The following is an 18,922-nucleotide window of genomic DNA, read 5'->3' as shown; positions in this document are numbered from 1 at the left end:
CCGGAGGGACGCGGCTTGTCCACGGGAAGAGAATTAAGCAACAATGGCGTTGTGAAATACGTGCGCGAGACGACCAGGGACAGGCAGGCGGCCACCACGGCCGCCCGGCCGGCCCTGGACGCGGCCGCCAGGCCCCAGGCGTCCGCGCCGGACGGCCACGAGGCGCACGGCACCCGCGACCGGGTGGTGCGCTCCATCCTGGACCACGGCCCGTCCACCGCCGCCGACCTCGCCGGGCGCCTCGCGCTCACCCCGGCCGCCGTGCGCCGCCACCTGGACGCGCTGGTGGCCGAGGGCCTGGTCGAGGCCCGCGAGCAGCGCGTCCACGGCGGGCGCGGCCGGGGCAGGCCGGCCCGGGTGTTCGCGCTCACCGACGCCGGGCGCGACGCGTTCCACCAGGCGTACGACCAGCTCGCCGCCGACGCCATCCGCTGGATCGCCCGCACCGCGGGCGGCGGCGAGGCCGGCGAGGCGGCCGTGGCGGCTTTCGCCAGGGCGCGGTTCGCCGCGCAGGCGGAGCGGTACCGGTCCGCCGTGGAGGCCGCGGCGCCGCACGAGCGGGCCAAGGCCCTCGCCGAGGCGCTGACCGCGGACGGGTACGCTGCCACGGCGCGCAGCGCTCCCGCGCCGCCGGTCCCCGGCCGCGGGCCGCGCCCCGCGGGCGAGCAGCTCTGTCAGCACCACTGCCCGGTGGCGCACATCGCCGAGCAGTTCCCGCAGCTCTGCGAGGCGGAGACCGAGGTGTTCTCCCGCCTGCTCGGCACCCATGTGCAGCGCCTGGCGACCATCGCCCACGGCGACGGGGTGTGCACGACGTTCGTGCCGCCCCCCGTCACCGGCGTCCCCCGCCCGGCGGCGCGGGCGGCCCAGCCGTCCACCGGACCGCCCGCGGACCCCGCGTCCGCGAGCACCACGACCGCACCACAGCCACCAGCAAGCAAGACCGCATCTGCCAGCACGGCCGGGAGGAACCCCGCATGACCACGACCGCTCACCCGGAGCTCGAGGGTCTGGGCAAGTACGAGTACGGCTGGGCCGACTCCGACGCGGCGGGCGCCTCCGCCAAGCGCGGCCTGTCCGAGGACGTCGTCCGGGACATCTCGGCGAAGAAGAACGAGCCGGAGTGGATGCTCAAGCGGCGGCTGAAGGGCCTGGGGCTGTTCGCGAAGAAGCCCATGCCGACCTGGGGCTCGGACCTGTCCGGCATCGACTTCGACAACATCAAGTACTTCGTGCGCTCCACGGAGAAGCAGGCCGCCTCCTGGGAGGACCTGCCCGAGGACATCAAGAACACCTACGACCGGCTCGGCATCCCGGAGGCGGAGAAGCAGCGCCTGATCGCCGGTGTCGCGGCCCAGTACGAGTCCGAGGTCGTCTACCACAAGATCCGTGAGGACCTCGAGGAGCAGGGCGTCATCTTCCTCGACACCGACACGGGCCTGAAGGAGCACCCGGAGCTGTTCCAGGAGTACTTCGGCAGCGTGATCCCGGCCGGCGACAACAAGTTCGCCGCGCTGAACACGGCCGTGTGGTCCGGCGGCTCGTTCATCTACGTGCCGAAGGGCGTGCACGTGGAGATCCCGCTCCAGGCCTACTTCCGGATCAACACCGAGAACATGGGCCAGTTCGAGCGGACGCTGATCATCGTGGACGAGGACGCCTACGTCCACTACGTCGAGGGCTGCACCGCGCCGATCTACAAGTCGGACTCGCTGCACTCCGCGGTGGTGGAGATCATCGTCAAGAAGGGCGCCCGCTGCCGGTACACGACCATCCAGAACTGGTCGAACAACGTCTACAACCTGGTCACCAAGCGCGCCGTGGCCTACGAGGGCGCGACCATGGAGTGGATCGATGGCAACATCGGCTCCAAGGTGACGATGAAGTACCCGGCCGTCTACCTGATGGGCGAGCACGCCAAGGGCGAGACGCTGTCCATCGCCTTCGCGGGCGAGGGCCAGCACCAGGACGCCGGCGCCAAGATGGTCCACATGGCCCCCAACACCTCTTCGAACATCGTGTCGAAGTCGGTGGCGCGCGGCGGTGGCCGCACCTCCTACCGGGGCCTGATCGAGATCGGCGAGGGCGCCGCGGGCTCGAAGTCCAACGTGCTGTGCGACGCGCTGCTGGTCGACACGATCTCCCGCTCGGACACCTACCCCTACGTGGACGTGCGCGAGGACGACGTGTCCATGGGCCACGAGGCCACCGTCTCCAAGGTCAGCGACGACCAGTTGTTCTACCTGATGAGCCGCGGCCTGTCCGAGGACGAGGCGATGGCGATGATCGTGCGCGGCTTCGTCGAGCCGATCGCGCGGGAGCTGCCCATGGAGTACGCGCTGGAGCTGAACCGCCTGATCGAGCTCCAGATGGAGGGCGCGGTCGGCTGACCGGCCGTCACGCCGCGGCCCGCCCGGCCGACGGCCGATCCGCCGGCCCGCACGGGCCGGCGGATCCCGGACCCGGCGGGCCCTCCCCGCAAGTCGCCGCACCCCGGCTCCGGCCGGGCAGCTACAGAAAGCGAGCAGTTCACACAGCCATGGCTGACAACACCCCCGCCGGCAGCACCACAGCCGGGTCGATCGAGGTCGGCACCGCCGGCGCCGGTGCCCCGCTGGCCGGCCCCGGCACCGGCCGGGCCACCGCGGCGCATCCCGTCGACGCCCGGGTGAGCGCCACCGCGTCCTTCGACGTCGCGGACTTCGCGGTGCCCAGCGGACGCGAGGAGGAGTGGCGGTTCACCCCGCTGGAGCGGCTGCGCGGCCTGCACGACGGCACCGCCACCGCCGACGGCGGCGGCGTGTCCTTCAGCGTCGAGGCCCCCGAGGGCGTCGCCGTGGAGACCGTGGGCCGGGACGACGCGCGGCTCGGCCGGGCCGGCAAGCCCGTGGACCGGGTCGCCGCGCAGGCGTACTCCTCGTTCGAGAAGGCCACCGTCGTCTCCGTCCCCAAGGAGCGGGTGCTGGACCGGCCGGTGCGGGTGGCCGCGCACGGCGAGGGCGGCACCTCCTTCGGGCACCTGGTGGTCGAGGTCGGCGCGTTCGCCGAGGCGGTCGTGGTGATCGACCACACCGGCGACGGCACGTTCGCGGGCAACGTCGAGTACCTGCTGGGCGACGGCGCCAAGCTCACCGTCGTCTCCGTGCAGGACTGGGCGGACAGCGCCGTGCACGCCGGGCAGCACACCGCGCTGGTGGGCCGCGACGCCTCGTTCAAGTCCGTGATCATCACCTTCGGCGGCGACCTGGTGCGGCTGCACCCCCGGGTCGTCTACGGCGCCCCCGGCGGCGAGGCCGAGCTGTACGGCCTGTTCTTCACCGACGCCGGGCAGCACCAGGAGCACCGCCTGTTCGTGGACCACGACGTGCCGCACTGCCGGTCCAACGTGGCCTACAAGGGCGCCCTCCAGGGCGAGGGCGCGCACGCGGTGTGGATCGGCGACGTGCTCATCCGCGCCGAGGCCGAGGGCACCGACACCTACGAGCTGAACCGGAACCTGGTCCTCACCGACGGCGCCCGGGTCGACTCCGTGCCCAACCTGGAGATCGAGACCGGCGAGATCGTCGGCGCGGGGCACGCCTCGGCGACCGGCCGCTTCGACGACGAGCAGCTCTTCTACCTGATGGCCCGCGGCATCCCGGAGCCCGAGGCCCGCCGCCTGGTGGTGCGCGGCTTCTTCGCCGAGCTGGTGCAGCACATCGGCGTCGAGGACGTCGAGGAGCGCCTGCTCGCCAAGATCGACGCGGAACTGGAGGCGTCCGTAGCATGACCGCAGCCGAAGGCTTCGAGCGTGTCTGCGCCCTCAGCGAGCTGGAGGACGACACCCCCAAGCGGGTCGCGCTGGGCGGCACGCCCATTGCCGTGGTCCGCACCGAGGGCGAGGTGTTCGCGATCAACGACATCTGCTCGCACGCGAACGTCTCCCTCTCCGAGGGCGAGGTGGAGGACTGCGCCATCGAGTGCTGGCTGCACGGCTCCACCTTCGACCTGCGCACCGGCAAGCCGTCCGGCCTGCCCGCGACGCGCCCCGTCCCCGTGTACCCCGTAAAGATCGAAGGGGACGACGTGCTCGTCTCCGTCACCCAGGAGTCCTGAGTTCCCCATGGCAACCCTTGAGATCCACGACCTGCACGTCTCCGTCGAGGCCGAGAACGGCCCCCGGGAGATCCTGCGCGGCGTCGACCTGACCGTGAAGCAGGGCGAGACCCACGCCATCATGGGCCCCAACGGCTCCGGCAAGTCCACCCTCGCCTACTCGCTGGCCGGGCACCCCAAGTACACGGTCACCGGCGGCACCATCACCCTCGACGGCGAGGACGTCCTGGCGATGAGCGTGGACGAGCGGGCCAGGGCCGGCGTCTTCCTCGCCATGCAGTACCCGGTCGAGGTCCCGGGCGTGTCGGTGTCCAACTTCCTGCGCACCTCCGCCACGGCCGTGCGCGGCGAGGCCCCCAAGCTGCGCACCTGGGTCAAGGAGGTCAGGGCCGCCATGGAGCGGCTGAACATCGACCCCTCCTTCGCCGAGCGCAACGTCAACGAGGGCTTCTCCGGCGGTGAGAAGAAGCGGCACGAGATCCTCCAGCTCGAGCTGCTCAGGCCGCGGATCGCGATCCTGGACGAGACCGACTCCGGCCTCGACGTGGACGCGCTGCGCGTGGTGTCCGAGGGCGTGAACCGGGTGCGCGAGACCGGCGAGGTGGGCACGCTGCTGATCACGCACTACACGCGGATCCTGCGCTACATCAAGCCCGACCACGTGCATGTGTTCGCGGCCGGCCGCATCGCCGAGTCCGGCGGTCCCGAGCTCGCCGACAAGCTGGAGAACGAGGGTTACGAGGCCTACGCGAAGGGTGGCGCGTCAGCGTGAGGGAACTGCCGGGCCTGCTCGACGCCGAGGCGATCCGCAAGGACTTCCCGCTGCTGGACCGCACGGTGCACGACGGGAAGAAGATCGTGTACCTCGACAGCGCGGCGACGTCGCAGAAGCCCCGCCAGGTGCTCGACGCGATCACCGACTACTACGAGCGGCACAACGCCAACGTCCACCGCGGCGTGCACACCCTGGCCGAGGAGGCCACGGCGCTGTACGAGGGCGCCCGCGACAAGGTCGCCGCGTTCGTCAACGCCCCCAGCCGGGACGAGGTGGTCTTCACCAAGAACGCCTCCGAGTCGCTGAACCTGGTGGCGAACATGCTCGGCTGGGCCGACGAGCCGTACCGGGTGGACCGGGACACCGAGATCGTCATCACCGAGATGGAGCACCACTCCAACATCGTGCCGTGGCAGTTGCTGGCGCAGCGCACCGGCGCGAAGCTGAAGTGGTTCGGGCTCACCGACGACGGCCGTCTGGACATCTCGGACATCGACCGGGTCATCACCGAGCGGACCAAGGTCGTCTCCTTCGTCCTGGTCTCCAACATCCTGGGCACGGTCAACCCGGTGGACGCCATCGTCCGCCGCGCCCAGGAGGTCGGCGCCCTGGTCGTGGTGGACGCCTCGCAGGCCGCCCCGCACATGCCGCTGGACGTGCAGGCGCTGGGCGCGGACTTCGTGGCGTTCACCGGGCACAAGATGTGCGGCCCCACCGGCATCGGCGTGCTGTGGGGGCGCCAGGAGCTGCTGGAGGACCTGCCGCCGTTCCTCGGCGGCGGCGAGATGATCGAGACGGTCTCGATGAGCTCGTCCACCTACGCCCCGGCCCCGCACAAGTTCGAGGCGGGCACCCCGCCGATCGCCCAGGCCGTGGGCCTCGGCGCGGCCGTGGACTACCTCAACGCGATCGGGATGGACAAGATCGAGGCCCACGAGCACGCCATCGTCGCGTACGCGGTGGAGCGGCTGCTCGAGGTGCCGGATCTGCGGATCATCGGCCCGGTCACCGGCGAGGACCGCGGCGCCGCGATCTCCTTCACGCTCGGTGACATCCACCCGCACGACGTGGGCCAGGTGCTGGACGAGCAGGGCATCGCCGTCCGCGTCGGCCACCACTGCGCCCGGCCCGTCTGCCTGCGCTACGGAATTCCGGCGACCACGCGGGCGTCGTTCTATCTGTACTCCACCCCGGCCGAGGTCGACGCCTTGGTCGAGGGCCTGGAGCAGGTACGGAACTTCTTCGGCTGACGAGGGCGACGAGGGCGACGAGGCTGATGGTGAAGCTGGATTCCATGTACCAGGACGTGATCCTGGACCACTACAAGCACCCGCACGGCAAGGGGCTCAGGGACGGCGACGCGGAGGTGCACCACACCAATCCGACCTGCGGCGACGAGATCACCCTGCGGGTGCGCCTCGACGGCCCGGTGATCGCCGACGTCTCCTACGAGAGCCAGGGCTGTTCGATCAGCCAGGCGAGCGCCTCGGTGCTGAACGAGCTGCTGGTGGGCAAGCAGCTCGACGAGGCGCGCAGGATCCAGGAGACCTTCCTGGAACTGATGCAGTCCAAGGGCGGAGTCGAGCCCGACGACGCCATGGAGGACGTCCTGGAGGACGCGGTCGCGTTCGCCGGGGTGTCGAAGTACCCGGCACGAGTGAAATGCGCTCTGCTGAGCTGGATGGCCTGGAAGGACGCGACGGCCCAGGCGCTGTCCGCCGGGGGCCGGGAGGAAACCGCATGAGCGACAACCCCGTGATCGAGGGCACCTCGGCGGGCACCGCCTCGATCGAGGACCTCACCGAGGCCCTGATGGACGTCGTGGACCCGGAGCTGGGCATCGACGTGGTCAACCTCGGCCTGGTGTACGGCCTGCACGTGGACGAGGCCAATGTGGCCACGGTCGACATGACGCTGACGTCGGCGGCGTGCCCGCTGACGGACGTCATCGAGGACCAGGCCAAGTCCGCCACCGAGGGCCTGGTCTCCGACCTGCGCATCAACTGGGTCTGGATGCCGCCGTGGGGCCCCGACAAGATCACCGACGAGGGCCGCGAGCAGCTTCGGGCGCTGGGCTTCAACGTCTGAGACACGCCGCGCCGTACACGGGAAAGCCATGGGCAACGGTTCACACTGGTGCCCATGGCTCTTTCGCTCTATCAGATCATCGTGGACGCCCGTGACGTCGCGGGCCTGGCCCGCTGGTGGGCCAGGGTGCTGGACCACCGGATCCTGTTCGAGGCGGAGGACGAGGTGGTCATCGGGCGGGACGAGAACTCCTGGCCGGGGATCTGCTTCGTGCCGGTGGAGGAGCGCAAGACGGTCAAGAACCGCCTGCACCTCGACCTCTCGCCCGACGACCAGGCCGCCGAGGTGGCCAGGCTGGAGGGGCTCGGGGCGCGCCGGGTGGACGTCGGGCAGGGGCCGGACGTGACCTGGACGGTGCTGGCCGACCCCGAGGGCAACGAGTTCTGCGTGCTCAGCCCGAAGCGGTCCCTGTCGGGGTGACGCCCGGCGCCGTCCCGTCGTGCAGGATCTCGCGCAGCCACCGGCCGCGGGGCTGGGTGTGCAGGGTCCAGTAGTGCTCGGCGATGTCGTCCGGGTCGAACGGGGTGCCGGGCGCGACGGGGCCGTCCACGGTGACGGTGGCGACGTGGACGCCCGCCGGGCCGTACTCCGCGTCGAGCAGCTCCACCAGCGCCCGCACCCCGGCCTTGCCCAGTGACAGGCTCGTGTACGCCGGTTTCGCCTCGGGCATGCCGCCGGTGACGACGAACGTGCCGCCGCCCGCCCGCGCCATCGCGGGCAGGAGGTGGGCGGCGCAGGTCAGCGCGCCGCCGACGTTCACCGCCCAGGCGTCGAAGTGCTCGCGCAGCGACAGCTCGCCGGGGGAGTCGGGGCGGATCAGCGCCGCGTTGTAGACCACGGCGTCGGGCGGGCCCAGCTCGGCGCCCGCCGCGTCCAGGGCGGCCCGCAGGCCCGCCTCGTCGGTGCAGTCGGCGGTGAGCGCGAGCACCGGCACCCCGGAGGGCTCCACCGCCTCGGCCACGGCCCGCACCGTCCCCGGGGTGCGGGCCACCAGCGCCACCGGCAGGCCCTCCCGCGCGAACCTCAGCGCGACCGAGCGGCCGATCCCCGGCCCGGCTCCGACCACGACGACTCCCGGCATGCCCCGCTCCTCACCTCGTGCGCCACTGGCAGGAGGAGGGTAAGGCCCGACACCGGTGTCGGAGTCAAGATCGGCCGCGCCGGGGCCCGCCGCCCCGCGCCCGCTACCCCTGCCGCGTCCGGGCCCTCAGGGCCGCCTTGCGGGCTTCCTTCGCCACCGCGCCGTCCGGGTGCAGGCGGCCCAGCGCGTCCAGGACCTCGGCCGTCGCCGGGTGGTCCACCTTCCAGGCTGCGGAGAAGAAGGACTCCGGCTCCTCCCGGACGGGGATGCCCCGCACCAGCTCGGCCAGCAGCTCCTCGTCGTCCTCGGCGAGCTGCGCCGCCAGGGTGTCCACGGTCAGCCAGAACACCATGTCCTCCGGCGGCGGGGGCACGTCCGGCGCGCGGTGCTCGGTGAGGCGGACCCGGGCCAGGCCGCCGAGGTGGCGGTCGTCGAGCACCTCGCGCAGCGCGGGGTCGCCCTCCGGGCCCACCAGGGCCAGCGCCTGCTGGCAGTACAGACGGCGGCGCGGCGCCCACGGGTCGTCGCCGCGGGCCGCGTCCAGCAGCTCCCGGGCGGCGTCCACCGGCCGGCGGCGGCTGATCCACTCCTGCGCCTCCAGGCGGGCGGCGCCGTCCGGGTAGGCCGCCATGGCGTCGAGCAGCCGGTCCGCCCCGGCGCCGGCCAGGTCGCCGACGGCGGGTGCCGCCACCCCGGTCTCCAGCAGGCGGCGGCGCACCCCGTACACGCCCAGCGGGGTGAGCCGCACCACGCCGTAGCGGTCCACGTCGTCGTCCCCCTCGGGGCCGAACCGCCCGGCGTCGTCCGCCTCGTCGTCCTCCTCGACCAGCGCGGGGTCCACCGGCAGGTAGTCCACGATCCCGATCCCGGTGATCCGGCGCAGCACCGTGTCCAGCCGCATCATCACCGACGAGACCTCCTCCAGCGCCTCGTCGGTGGGGGAGTCCATGTCGTCGGGCACCACCATGGACGCGGCCAGCACCGGCAGCGGCACGTCGTGGCCCCCGGCTCCGGGCGCCGCGGCGGGGTCGGCCTCCAGCGCGGAGATCAGGTACAGGTTCTCCAGCGCGGCGTAGCACAGCTCGGCGTCGGCCTCGAGGTCGAAGTCCTCCTCGCCGTCCTCCGCCGCCGCCAGCATCACGTCCACGTCCGGCAGGCTCGCCTCGGCGACCACCGTCTCGGCCGCCTCCCACCACAGGTCGAGCAGTTCCTCGGGCTCGCCCGAGTCGACCACGGACAACTGCGCGCCCGGGGTCGCCACGTCCTCGTCCACGTCGATCAGGCCCAGTTCCTCGGCGACCGACCAGGGCAGGTACAGCTCGTCCAGCTCCTCGGCGTCGCTGAGCGCGCCCAGCACCTGCTCGCGGCCCGCCTCGGGGAGCAGGTCGAGCTCGCGGGCCGCGCGGCGGGCGTCGCCCAGGTGCGGCAGGCCGTCCCGGGTGACGGGCAGGCGGGGGGCGGTCCAGCGCGCCAGGCGAACGGCGGCGTCGAAGGTGGGTGTCCGGAGGGCGAGGTGCGCCAGTTGCGGCGGGGGCGGCAGGGCGACGGGCGGCATCGCCGTCTCGGGGTCGGTGAAGGCGTCCGTCTCGGGCCCGTGGACGTCACTGTCGGCGGGGCTGCGTCCGGCCATGCGGGGGTTCTCCTCGATGGGTGGGTGACCGCGGTCCACCCTAGTGCGCCGGTGCGCGCCCCTGCCGGGAACCGTACGCATCGCGCCGTCCTGTGAGGCCGGCCCGCGGGCGGCCCTTGACAGGAACACCGCCACGGCAGGAGATTGACGCGCGTAGAAACCCGGTGGCCACCCGCCGGTCACCTCCGTGCGCTACAACTCCCCTCCATCGACGGTGTCCCGGCCCGCCGTGGCGGGTGCCCGCGCGGCGGCGGGGGCGCGCCGCCGGCGGGTGGGACCGCCCGCCGGCGCCGCCGCCCGTCCGAAATCCGTCCACCGTGCCCGCACACCGCCTCCTGGGGGGAACCGACATGCCGCACGACCCGATACCCGTCCCGCCCCGTACCGCGCGCCGCTCCGCGCCGCCGCGCAGAACCCTGTCCGTCGCCGCCCTGTCCGCCGCGGCGCTCGCCGCGGGCCTGCTGGCCGCGCCGCACACCGCCGCCGCCGACGGGGTGCGCGTCCACGACATCCAGGGCGACACCCGCGTGTCCCCGCTGGCCGGCAAGCGGGTGGCGGACGTGCCCGGCACGGTCACCGCGGTGCGGGCCTTCGGCTCGGCGCGCGGCTTCTGGATCCAGGACACCGCCCCGGACGCCGACCCGGCCACCAGCGAGGGCGTGTTCGTCTTCACCGGCTCCACCACCCCGGCGGTGGCCGTCGGCGACGAGGTGCTGGTCTCCGGCACCGTCACCGAGTACTACCCGGGCGGCGCCTCCTCCGGCGTGCAGTCCCTCACCGAGCTGACCGGCGCCACCTGGACCGTCCGCTCCACCGGCAACCCCCTGCCCGCCGCGTTCGCCCTGGACCGGCGCACCGTGCCGGACCGCTACGCCCCCGAGGCGGGCGGCGGCACCGTCGAGCCGCTGACGCTGCGCCCCGGCACCTTCGCGCTGGACCGGTACGAGTCGCTGGAGGGCATGCGGGTGCGCGTCGGCGACAGCCCCGTCATCGGCCCGTCCACCGAGTTCGGCGAGCTGTGGGTGACCGTGGAGCCGCGCGAGGTCCGCACCGCGCACGGCGGCGCCCTGTACGACTCCTACACCGCGCAGAACCCCGGCCGGATCAAGGTCACCTCCCTGATCCCGTTCGCGCAGCGCCCCTTCCCGCAGGCGAACGTGGGCGACGAGCTGACCGGCACCACCGAGGGCCCGCTGGACTACGACCAGTTCGGCGGCTACGAGCCCCAGGCGACCGCGCTCGGCGAGCTGTCCTCCGGCGGCCTGGCCCCGGAGCGCACCCGCCCGCAGAAGCGCTCCGAGCTGGCGATCGCCACCTACAACGTGGAGAACCTCTCCCCGCGCGACCCCCAGGCCAAGTTCGACCGCCTGGCCGGGGCCGTGGTGGAGAACCTGGCCTCGCCCGACATCCTCACCCTGGAGGAGATCCAGGACGACAACGGCCCCACCAACGACGCGGTGGTCTCCGCCGAGGCCACCCTGCGGCGGTTCGCCGACGCGGTCCGCGCGGCGGGCGGCCCCGACTACCAGTGGCGGCAGATCGACCCGGTGGACGACCGGGACGGCGGGCAGCCCGGCGGCAACATCCGCGTGGCGTTCCTCTACAACCCCGAGCGGGTCTCCTTCACCGACCGGCCCGGTGGCGACGCGACCACCCCGGTCGCCGCGGTGGAGCGGGACGGCGAGGCCGCGCTGTCGGCCTCCCCGGGCCGCATCGCGCCCGCCGACCCGGCGTGGCAGGCCAGCCGCAAGCCGCTGGTCGGCGAGTTCGTCTTCCAGGGCCGCACGGTGTTCGTGATCGCCAACCACTTCAACTCCAAGGGCGGCGACCAGGGCCTGGACAGCCGCTTCCAGCCGCCGACCCGCTCCACGGAGACCCAGCGGATCCAGCAGGCCGCGCTGGTGAACGCGTTCGTCAAGGACCTGCTGGCCATCGACCCGAGGGCGAACGTGGTGGCCGCGGGCGACTTCAACGACTTCCCGTTCTCCCCGGCGATGCGGACCCTCACCGCGGACGGCGCGCTGAAGGACCTGGTGGAGAAGCTGCCGCGCGGCGAGCGGTACTCCTACGTCTTCAACGGCAACTCGCAGACGCTGGACCACATCCTCACCAGCCGCGGCATCAAGGACCACGACTACGACATCGTCCACATCAACGCCGAGTTCGCCGACCAGGCGAGCGACCACGACCCGCAGGTCGTCCGGATCCGGCCCCGGGGCTGACCCCATCGCGCCGCCGCCCCTCCCGGGGCGGCGGCGCCGCCGGTGACGGCACCGCCCCGGGCGGGCCCCAGGGACGCGCCCCTACGGGCGGAACGCCCGCAGCGCCGCGGCCACCAGGCTGTCGGCGTACTCGGGGGTCAGCGGCCCGGTGCGCAGCAGCCACCGCTGGTACAGCGGGGCGTACAGCACCTCCAGGAACAGGTCGAGGTCGGCGTCGGCGGCCAACTGGCCGGCGTGCTGGGCCGAGCGCAGCCGGGCCTTCTTCGCCTCCTCCAGCGGCGCGGCGAGCCGCTCGCGGTAGGCGGCGGCGAGCTCCGGGTCGTGGATGATCTCGGTGTTGAGCGCGCGGACGGGGGCGTCGAACGCCGGGTCGGCGAACTCCGCGACCGTCGCCCGCAACACGGTTCTCAGGTCGGCCTCGATGTCGCCGGTGTCGGGGAGGGTGATCTCCCCGGTGTCCTCGGGGCTGCTCAGCGCGAGGAGGGCGTCGAAGACCACCGCGCCCTTGGAGGGCCACCAGCGGTAGATGGTCTGCTTGCCGACGCCCGCGCGGGCGGCGATGGACTCGATGGTCAGCCTCCGGTAGCCGGCCTCGGCCAGCAGGTCGCGGGTGGCGGCGAGGATCGCGCGGCGCGACCGCTCGCTGCGGCGCGCCGGGTCGGGGGTGCGGGTGCTGTCCGGCATGCCTCACCCTACCACAGAAACGAGACGAGACGTTCCGTCTTGACAGGGCGGCGTCGTCCGTCTAGCGTTCCGTTGCAACGAGACGGAACGATCCGTCTCGCCTCATCGAAGCGAAGCTGGAGCGACGCATGGTCCACGACCCCCGCCCCGACGCCCGCGTCTGGTTCGTCACCGGCGCCTCCCGCGGCCTGGGCCGCGCCTTCACCGAGGCCGCGCTCGCGGCGGGCGACCGCGTCGTCGCCGCCGCCCGCGACGTCGGCCCGCTCGACGCCCTGGTGGCCGCCTCGGGGGGACGGCTGCTCGCCCTGTCCCTCGACGTCTCCGACCGGGCCGCGGTGTTCGCCGCGGTGGACCGCGCCCAGGCCGCGTTCGGCAGGCTGGACGTGGTCGTCAACAACGCCGGCGGGCTGCTCCTCGGCATGCTGGAGGAGACCACCGAGGAGCAGGCCCGCGCTCACCTGGACACCAACTTCTTCGGGGCGCTGTGGGTCGCCCAGGCCGTCGTCCCGAAACTGCGCGAGCAGGGCTCCGGGCACCTGCTCCAGGTGTCGTCGATGGGGTCGAGCGGCGGCTTCGCCTCCGTCGGCCTGTACGGCGCGGGCAAGGCGGCGCTGGACTCCATGAGCGAGGCGCTCGCGATGGAGGTCGAGCCCTTCGGGGTGAAGGTGACCATCCTCCAGATGGGCGGCTACGACACCGGCCTGTTCACCCTGGGCACCACGTTCACCGCCGAGAACGAGGCCTACGCGCCGCTGCGCGCCAAGCTCGCCGAGATCTGGGGCGACGACGCCGGGCCCGGCCCCGAGGCGGCCGCGCCCGTGGTGCTGGAGATCGCCGGCATGGCCGAACCGCCCCGGCGGGTGGTGCTCGGCGGCGCCTCGTACGACATGGTGCTCGACATGCACCGGCGGCACCTGGCGGAGCTGGAGAAGTGGGAGCACCTCAGCCGCCGCGCCGGGTGACGGGGGAACGCCCGGACGGCCCCGGACGGCGCGGCGCTAGGCTGCGCCCCATGGGGGAGACCGTCCTGATGTGCGCCGACCCGCTCGCGCCGCGCCGCCCCGACCCGGCGTTCGCCGCGGAGGCCGCCGCCGTCCGGGAGCTCGGCGGGCGCGTCGTGCTGCTGGACCACGAAGCGCTGCTCGCCGGGGACGCGGACGGCGCCGTGGCGCGGGTGCCGCGCGGGAGCGGGCCGCTGTGGTACCGGGGGTGGATGATCCCGGCGGACCGGTACGCCGCGCTCGCCGGGGCGCTGGCCGGGCGCGGCAGCCCCCCGGCCACCTCCGCCGAGCGGTACCGGGCCGCCCACGAGCTGCCGGGCTGGTACGACGTGTTCGAGGAGGCCACGCCGCGCAGCGCCTGGCTGACCGCGGCGCCCGGCGCGGTACCCGGCGCCGCCGAGCTGGCCCGGCTCGCCGCCGCGGTCGGCCCCGGGGCCGCCGTCGTCAAGGACTGGGTCAAGTCGCGCAAGCACGAGTGGGCCGAGGCGTGCCACGTCCCGGACACCGCGGACGCGGCACGACTGGCCGCCGTGGTGCGGCGGTTCGTGGAGCTCCAGGGCGAGTTCCTGACGGGCGGCGTGGTGCTGCGGGCGTTCGAGTACTTCACCGGCGAGGAGGCCAGGGTGTGGTGGCTGGACGGCGCGCCGCTGCTGGTCACCGCGCACCCCGACACCCCGGGGGCCTGCCCCGAACCGGAGTTGGCGCACGTCGCGCCGCTGGTGCGGGCGCTCGGCTGCCGCTTCGTCACCACCGATGTGGCGCTGCGCTCGGACGGGGTGTGGCGGGTGGTGGAGGTGGGCGACGGCCAGGTGAGCGGGCTGCCGGAGGGGCAGGACCCGCGGCCGCTGGCGGCGGGGCTGCTCGCGGCGGCCGGCTGACGGCGCGCGGGCGGGGGAGGCGCGCTGCGGAAGGGGCACGCGGCCGGGGCGCACGCGCTGCCCGGGGGAGCGCGTCCTGTCCGCCGCCCGCCGTTCACCCGGAGTTCGCCCGCGCCCGCGATGGTATGGCCGCGCCGTCGGACGGCGGACGCGACGGGTCGGCTCTGGGGCAGGGGAGAAGCCATGCCGCTCACTCGTAGGGACTTTGTGCAGCGTTCGGCGGTCACCGGCGCGGGGATCGCGCTGGCGGGAAGCGTGGAGGTGCTCGCCACGGCCCCCGGGGCGCTCGCCGAGGAGCCGGGGGAGCGGCACGGCGGGCGCCCGCTCGGGTACGGGCCGCTGGTGCCCGACCCCGAGGGCCTGCTGGCGCTGCCCGCGGGCTTCGCCTACCGGGTGGTCACCAGAGCCGGGGTCACCCCGCTCGAAGGGGGCGGCACCACGCCGGGCAAGCACGACGGCACCGCCGCCTTCGCCGGGCCGCGCGGATCCGTGCTGCTGGTGAACAACCACGAGATCGGCGGGCAGCCGGGCACCGCCGCCGACCCGGTGCCGCATGTGGAGGGGCTGGTCTACGACCCGGCGGCGGCCGGCGGCTGCACCGTGGTGGAGGTCTCCCGGGACGGGCGCCACGTCACCGAGTGGGTGGGCGTCGCCGGCACCGCCGTCAACTGCGCGGGCGGCGCGACGCCCTGGGGAACCTGGCTGACCTGCGAGGAGACCGAGGCCAAGGCGGGCACGGGCGGCTACACCAAGGACCACGGGTACGTCTTCGAGGTGGACCCCGCCGACCGCCGCGCCAACCGCTCGCCGAAGCCGGTCAAGGCGCTCGGCCGGTTCGCGCACGAGGCCGTGGTGGTGGACGGCAGGCGCGGCCACCTGTACCTGACCGAGGACGCCTCGGGCCCCAACGGGCTGCTCTACCGCTGGACCCCGCCGCGGGGCTTCGAGCACGGCCGGCGCCGCCTGCGCACCCTCGCCGACGACGCGGGCACCCTGGAGGCGTTCCGCTGCTTCGACTCCGGCGGCCGCTTCGTGGACGACCTGTCCCGGGCGACGCGGGTGGGCACCGTGTACGGCGTGGACTGGGTCCCTGTGCCCGACCGGGACGCGGTGGAGACCCCCGTCCGCAAGCAGTTCGGCGAGGGGCAGGTCACCCGCGCCCGCAAGCTCGAAGGCATGTGGTGGGGAGACGCCGGGGTGTACGTGGTGTCGTCGTACGCCCGCGCGGAGAGCCCGGGCGCGGCGCACGACGGGCAGGTGTGGTTCTACAACCCGCGCCGCCGCACGCTCACCCTGAAGGTGCTGCTCGGCGTCAACCCGGACCCGGAGCGGGGCGGCGCGCTGGACGGCCCCGACAACATCACCGTCTCCCCGCACGGCGGGCTGATCCTGGCCGAGGACGGCGAGGGCGTGCAGCACCTGTTCGGGGCGACCGACGACGGGCGCACCTACCCGCTGGCGCGCAACGAGCTGAACGACAGCGAGTTCGCCGGGGTGACCTTCTCGCCCGACGGCGAGACGCTGTTCGCCTCCGTCCAGAACCCCGGGATCATGTATGCGATCACCGGGCCCTGGCGGCGGCACCGGTAGCCGGACGCGGCACCCGGGCGGGCCGGACCCCTGTGTGACGGGGTCCGGCCCGCCCTCGTTCGTTCTCGGACGGCCCCCGGTCCCGCCCGGTCGGCGCGCCGCCGTCTGACATGCCGTTATCCGTGTATGTGAACGTCCGAGCGATTGTTTTCGGCCACTCACGGGCTGTTGCGGCAAGAGCGTTGACGCATCAGCAAGCGCTTTCTATCGTCGGTTTTCGCAAGGGGTGATGTTCAGGTCTCCGAACCCTGGACATCATCTCGAACGACGCTCATCCCCCCACCAAGGAGGTGGACACGTGACGCGTGTCCGCAGGACCACCCGGCTGCGCAGGCTGGCGCTGCTCGGCGCGGCCACGGCCGGCCTCGTCGTGCCGCAGGCGATCGGCGGCAGCTCGGCGAACGCCGCCGCGACCGCCTGGCCCACGCCCACCGAGTCCGTGCCCGTCACCCAGACGATCCCGGTCAGCGGCTCGTACGACGGCAAGATGAAACGTTTCTACGGCAAGAGCGGCGACCAGAGCGAGAGTCAGGCGCCGTTGTTCGAGGTCGCCAACGGCGGGACGCTGTCGAACGTCGTCATCGGCGCTCCCGGCCAGGACGGCATCCACTGCCTGGGCACCTGCACGCTGCGCAACGTCTGGTGGGAGGACGTGGGCGAGGACGCCGCCACGTTCAAGGGCACCTCCGCCTCGCAGACCATGACGATCGACGGCGGCGGGGCGAAGAAGGCCTCGGACAAGGTCTTCCAGCACAACGGCCCGGGCACGATGGTCATCAAGAACTTCGAGGTCAGCGACTTCGGGAAGCTGTACCGCGCGTGCGGCGACTGCTCCAAGCAGTACCAGCGGCACGTCCGGCTGGAGAACATCACCGTGACCGCCCCGGCGGACGCCGTAGTCGGCATCAACAGCAACTACGGTGACACGGCCCGCTTCACGCGGATCACCGTCCTCAACGACCCCAGCCGCAAGCTGCCGATCTGCGAGCGGTGGAAGGGCGTCATCAAGGGCCAGGGCTCGTCCACGAAGCTCGGCAGCGGTGCCGACGGCACCCACTGCATCTACTCCTCCTCCGACATCACCTACCGGTAGGAGGAGCCGCCGGGCGACCGGTGGAAGGACGCGGCGGCACAGCGCCGAACGGGCTGGTCACCAGCGCCACCGTTGCCCTTCGCTCCGCCCTGGGGGCCGGAGCGATCGGGGCGGGCAGCGGTCGGCTCCCCCCACCGGCCGCCGCTCGACGGAGGTCCGCCGCTCCCCCCTGCGCGGGGAGGAGCGGCGGACCTCCGTGCTCGGCGGCGGACCTCACAGGATGGCGGCGGCCGGCTTGACCATGCCGCGCACGGTCTTGGAGTCCACGTACTGGCCGATCGCGGTCATGTGCCACTCGCCGGAGAACTGCCGCACCAGCTTGCACATGATCACCCCGGTGCGGGACTCGGAGTTGGTCAGGTCGAAGCGGACCAGCTCGGAGTTGTCGTGGCCGTCGAGCAGGCGGCAGTACGCCTTGGCCACCTCGGTGAACTTCTGGCCCGAGAAGGAGTTGACGACGAAGACCAGGCCGGAGACCTCGGCGGGCACCCGGCTCAGGTCCACGGTGATCACCTCGTCGTCGCCGGCGCCCTGGCCGGTGAGGTTGTCGCCGGAGTGCTGGACGGCGCCGCCGAGGATGGACAGCTTCATGAACCAGGCGTTGTCCACCTTCTTGCGGCGGACGTCGTAGGCGATCACCGAGGCGTCCAGGTCGATGCTCCGGCCGCCGAACGCGGGCTCCCAGCCCAGGCCCATCCGCACCACGGAGAGCATGGGACGGCCGGTCTTGACCAGGGAGACCGTCTCGTTCTTGCGCAGGTTCACCCGGCCCTTGTCCAGGTTCACCACACCGGTCGAGGCGGCGGGGACGGCCGGGCCCTGCGGCGCGGCGGGCCGCGCCGGGGCCTGCGGCGCCGCGGGCGCCTGGGGCATGGTCGGGGCCTGCGGCATCGGGGCGGGCGGGCCGAAGCCGCCGCTCTGCGGGGCGAACCCGCCGCCGGGAGCGGGCACGGGCGCCTGCGGCATGGCGGACGGCGGCGCGGGCTGCGCCGGGGCGGGCGGGGCGGGGGCGGGCTGGGCCGGGGCCGGGGCGGGCCGCGCCGGGGCGTCGTCCACGGTGACCCCGAAGTCGGTGGCGATGCCCGCCAGGCCGTTGGCGTACCCCTGCCCGACCGCGCGCAGCTTCCAGGCGCCCTGGCGGCGGTAGACCTCCACCACGACGAGCGCGGTCTCCGTGGTCAGCCGCGGCGGGGTGAAGGTGGCGAGGACGGCGCCGCTGTCCGCGTCCCGCACCGTGGCCGTCGGCTCGGTGCCCGCGAAGGTCGCGCCCGCGGCGTCCGGGCTCGCGGTGACCACGACCTTGTCGATGTCGGCGGGGACGGCCCGGGTGTCCACCACGATCGCGTCCGGGGTGCCCGGCGAAGCGGGGCGGTGGGTGGCGCCGGGCCCGTGCGGCTGGTTGAAGAAGACGAAGTCGGCGTCCGAGCGCACCTTGCCGACCGCGGTGACCAGCAGCGCGGACACGTCCAGCGCCTGGGGCGCGGTCACCTCCACGACCACGCGCGGTGCGGAGAGCGGGATGTTGGAGCCGGGCGTCATCGTCGTCATGGCCCCACCGTACGTGAGGCCAAAGAGGAAAACCTGACCACCCCAAGACGAATTCTTTACGCGCCGCGAGCCGGGGAACGGCCGCCGGAACGGCGGGCCCGGGACGGCGGTGAGCGGCCCGCACCCGGCGGCGGGGAGGGGTCCGGAGGGGGTGCCCGGCGGACGGGGCGGGGAGCGCGGCGCGCCCGGATCAGAGGGCGGCGGTGGACGGGGTGCCACGTCCGCCGCGGGGCGGGT

The 18,922-nt window shown here is 73.5% G+C and carries 18 protein-coding genes; 14 read left to right on the top strand and 4 right to left on the bottom strand.

Annotated elements, in window-relative coordinates:
• Positions 1-51: 51 nt before the first annotated feature.
• The 9 genes from ACYVO2_RS20215 (at position 52) to ACYVO2_RS20175 (ending at position 7,378) form a co-directional block, all read left to right on the top strand.
• Positions 52-981: a helix-turn-helix transcriptional regulator gene (locus tag ACYVO2_RS20215; protein ID WP_461009304.1), complete on the top strand. Its 930-nt coding sequence runs from the start codon at positions 52-54 to the stop codon at positions 979-981.
• On the top strand, positions 978-2,390 hold the full coding sequence (sufB, locus tag ACYVO2_RS20210; protein ID WP_461009303.1) for a Fe-S cluster assembly protein SufB: 1,413 nt from the start codon (positions 978-980) through the stop codon (positions 2,388-2,390). The genes ACYVO2_RS20215 and sufB overlap by 4 nt, the downstream gene beginning before the upstream one ends.
• 149 nt (positions 2,391-2,539) lie before the next feature.
• Complete coding sequence (gene sufD / locus ACYVO2_RS20205; RefSeq protein WP_461009302.1) at positions 2,540-3,769, top strand: Fe-S cluster assembly protein SufD; 1,230 nt, start codon at positions 2,540-2,542, stop codon at positions 3,767-3,769.
• Complete coding sequence (locus tag ACYVO2_RS20200) at positions 3,766-4,095, top strand: non-heme iron oxygenase ferredoxin subunit (protein ID WP_461009301.1); 330 nt, start codon at positions 3,766-3,768, stop codon at positions 4,093-4,095. The genes sufD and ACYVO2_RS20200 overlap by 4 nt, the downstream gene beginning before the upstream one ends.
• Before the next feature lie 7 nt (positions 4,096-4,102).
• Entirely contained in the window at positions 4,103-4,867 is a 765-nt protein-coding gene (gene sufC / locus ACYVO2_RS20195) for a Fe-S cluster assembly ATPase SufC (RefSeq protein ID WP_461009300.1), read from the top strand.
• Positions 4,864-6,120: a cysteine desulfurase gene (locus tag ACYVO2_RS20190; RefSeq protein WP_461009299.1), complete on the top strand. Its 1,257-nt coding sequence runs from the start codon at positions 4,864-4,866 to the stop codon at positions 6,118-6,120. The genes sufC and ACYVO2_RS20190 overlap by 4 nt, the downstream gene beginning before the upstream one ends.
• Before the next feature lie 29 nt (positions 6,121-6,149).
• The gene (gene sufU, locus ACYVO2_RS20185) at positions 6,150-6,614 is read left to right on the top strand and encodes a Fe-S cluster assembly sulfur transfer protein SufU (protein ID WP_461009350.1); all 465 of its coding nucleotides are present in this window, start codon (positions 6,150-6,152) and stop codon (positions 6,612-6,614) included.
• Positions 6,611-6,958 carry a metal-sulfur cluster assembly factor gene (locus tag ACYVO2_RS20180; protein ID WP_461009298.1) on the top strand — a complete coding sequence of 116 codons (348 nt, stop codon included), beginning with the start codon at positions 6,611-6,613 and terminating at the stop codon, positions 6,956-6,958. The genes sufU and ACYVO2_RS20180 overlap by 4 nt, the downstream gene beginning before the upstream one ends.
• A gap of 54 nt (positions 6,959-7,012) precedes the next feature.
• Positions 7,013-7,378: a VOC family protein gene (locus tag ACYVO2_RS20175; protein WP_461009297.1), complete on the top strand. Its 366-nt coding sequence runs from the start codon at positions 7,013-7,015 to the stop codon at positions 7,376-7,378.
• On the opposite strand, the gene ACYVO2_RS20170 is transcribed toward ACYVO2_RS20175, so the two are convergent.
• Positions 7,350-8,039, bottom strand: coding sequence for an SDR family NAD(P)-dependent oxidoreductase (locus tag ACYVO2_RS20170; RefSeq protein ID WP_461009296.1), 690 nt, complete (start codon positions 8,037-8,039; stop codon positions 7,350-7,352). The two genes, ACYVO2_RS20175 and ACYVO2_RS20170, sit on opposite strands and share 29 nt — an antisense overlap.
• Before the next feature lie 103 nt (positions 8,040-8,142).
• Complete coding sequence (locus ACYVO2_RS20165; protein ID WP_461009295.1) at positions 8,143-9,669, bottom strand: hypothetical protein; 1,527 nt, start codon at positions 9,667-9,669, stop codon at positions 8,143-8,145.
• A 350-nt stretch (positions 9,670-10,019) separates the two neighbouring features.
• Here ACYVO2_RS20165 and ACYVO2_RS20160 point away from each other — a divergent pair, with 350 nt between their 5' ends.
• Positions 10,020-11,891, top strand: coding sequence for an endonuclease/exonuclease/phosphatase family protein (locus ACYVO2_RS20160; RefSeq protein WP_461009294.1), 1,872 nt, complete (start codon positions 10,020-10,022; stop codon positions 11,889-11,891).
• A gap of 81 nt (positions 11,892-11,972) precedes the next feature.
• Here the strand turns inward: ACYVO2_RS20160 and ACYVO2_RS20155 are convergent, their stop codons facing one another.
• On the bottom strand, positions 11,973-12,575 hold the full coding sequence (locus ACYVO2_RS20155) for a TetR/AcrR family transcriptional regulator (RefSeq protein ID WP_461009293.1): 603 nt from the start codon (positions 12,573-12,575) through the stop codon (positions 11,973-11,975).
• Positions 12,576-12,703: 128 nt separating this feature from the next.
• Between ACYVO2_RS20155 and ACYVO2_RS20150 the strand changes: the two genes are divergently transcribed.
• The 4 genes from ACYVO2_RS20150 to ACYVO2_RS20135 all read left to right on the top strand — a co-directional run bounded on the left by ACYVO2_RS20150 (position 12,704) and on the right by ACYVO2_RS20135 (position 17,137).
• Positions 12,704-13,537, top strand: a complete 834-nt coding sequence (locus ACYVO2_RS20150; RefSeq protein WP_461009292.1) for an SDR family NAD(P)-dependent oxidoreductase — start codon at positions 12,704-12,706, stop codon at positions 13,535-13,537.
• Positions 13,538-13,587: 50 nt separating this feature from the next.
• Positions 13,588-14,454, top strand: a complete 867-nt coding sequence (locus ACYVO2_RS20145; protein WP_461009291.1) for an ATP-grasp domain-containing protein — start codon at positions 13,588-13,590, stop codon at positions 14,452-14,454.
• Positions 14,455-14,637: 183 nt separating this feature from the next.
• Positions 14,638-16,044: an alkaline phosphatase PhoX gene (locus tag ACYVO2_RS20140; RefSeq protein ID WP_461009290.1), complete on the top strand. Its 1,407-nt coding sequence runs from the start codon at positions 14,638-14,640 to the stop codon at positions 16,042-16,044.
• 298 nt (positions 16,045-16,342) lie between these two features.
• Positions 16,343-17,137 (top strand): pectate lyase, encoded by a 795-nt coding sequence (locus tag ACYVO2_RS20135; protein WP_461009289.1) that lies wholly within the window; start codon positions 16,343-16,345, stop codon positions 17,135-17,137.
• 213 nt (positions 17,138-17,350) lie between these two features.
• Here the strand turns inward: ACYVO2_RS20135 and ACYVO2_RS20130 are convergent, their stop codons facing one another.
• A complete protein-coding gene (locus ACYVO2_RS20130) occupies positions 17,351-18,676 on the bottom strand; it encodes a TerD family protein (RefSeq protein ID WP_461009349.1) in 1,326 nt (441 codons plus the stop codon).
• Between the last annotated feature and the right edge of the window lie 246 nt (positions 18,677-18,922).

The sequence above is a fragment of the Streptomyces capparidis genome, from assembly GCF_054782095.1.
Note: the sequence above shows the minus strand (reverse complement) of the source record. Positions and strands in the feature narration are given on the sequence as shown.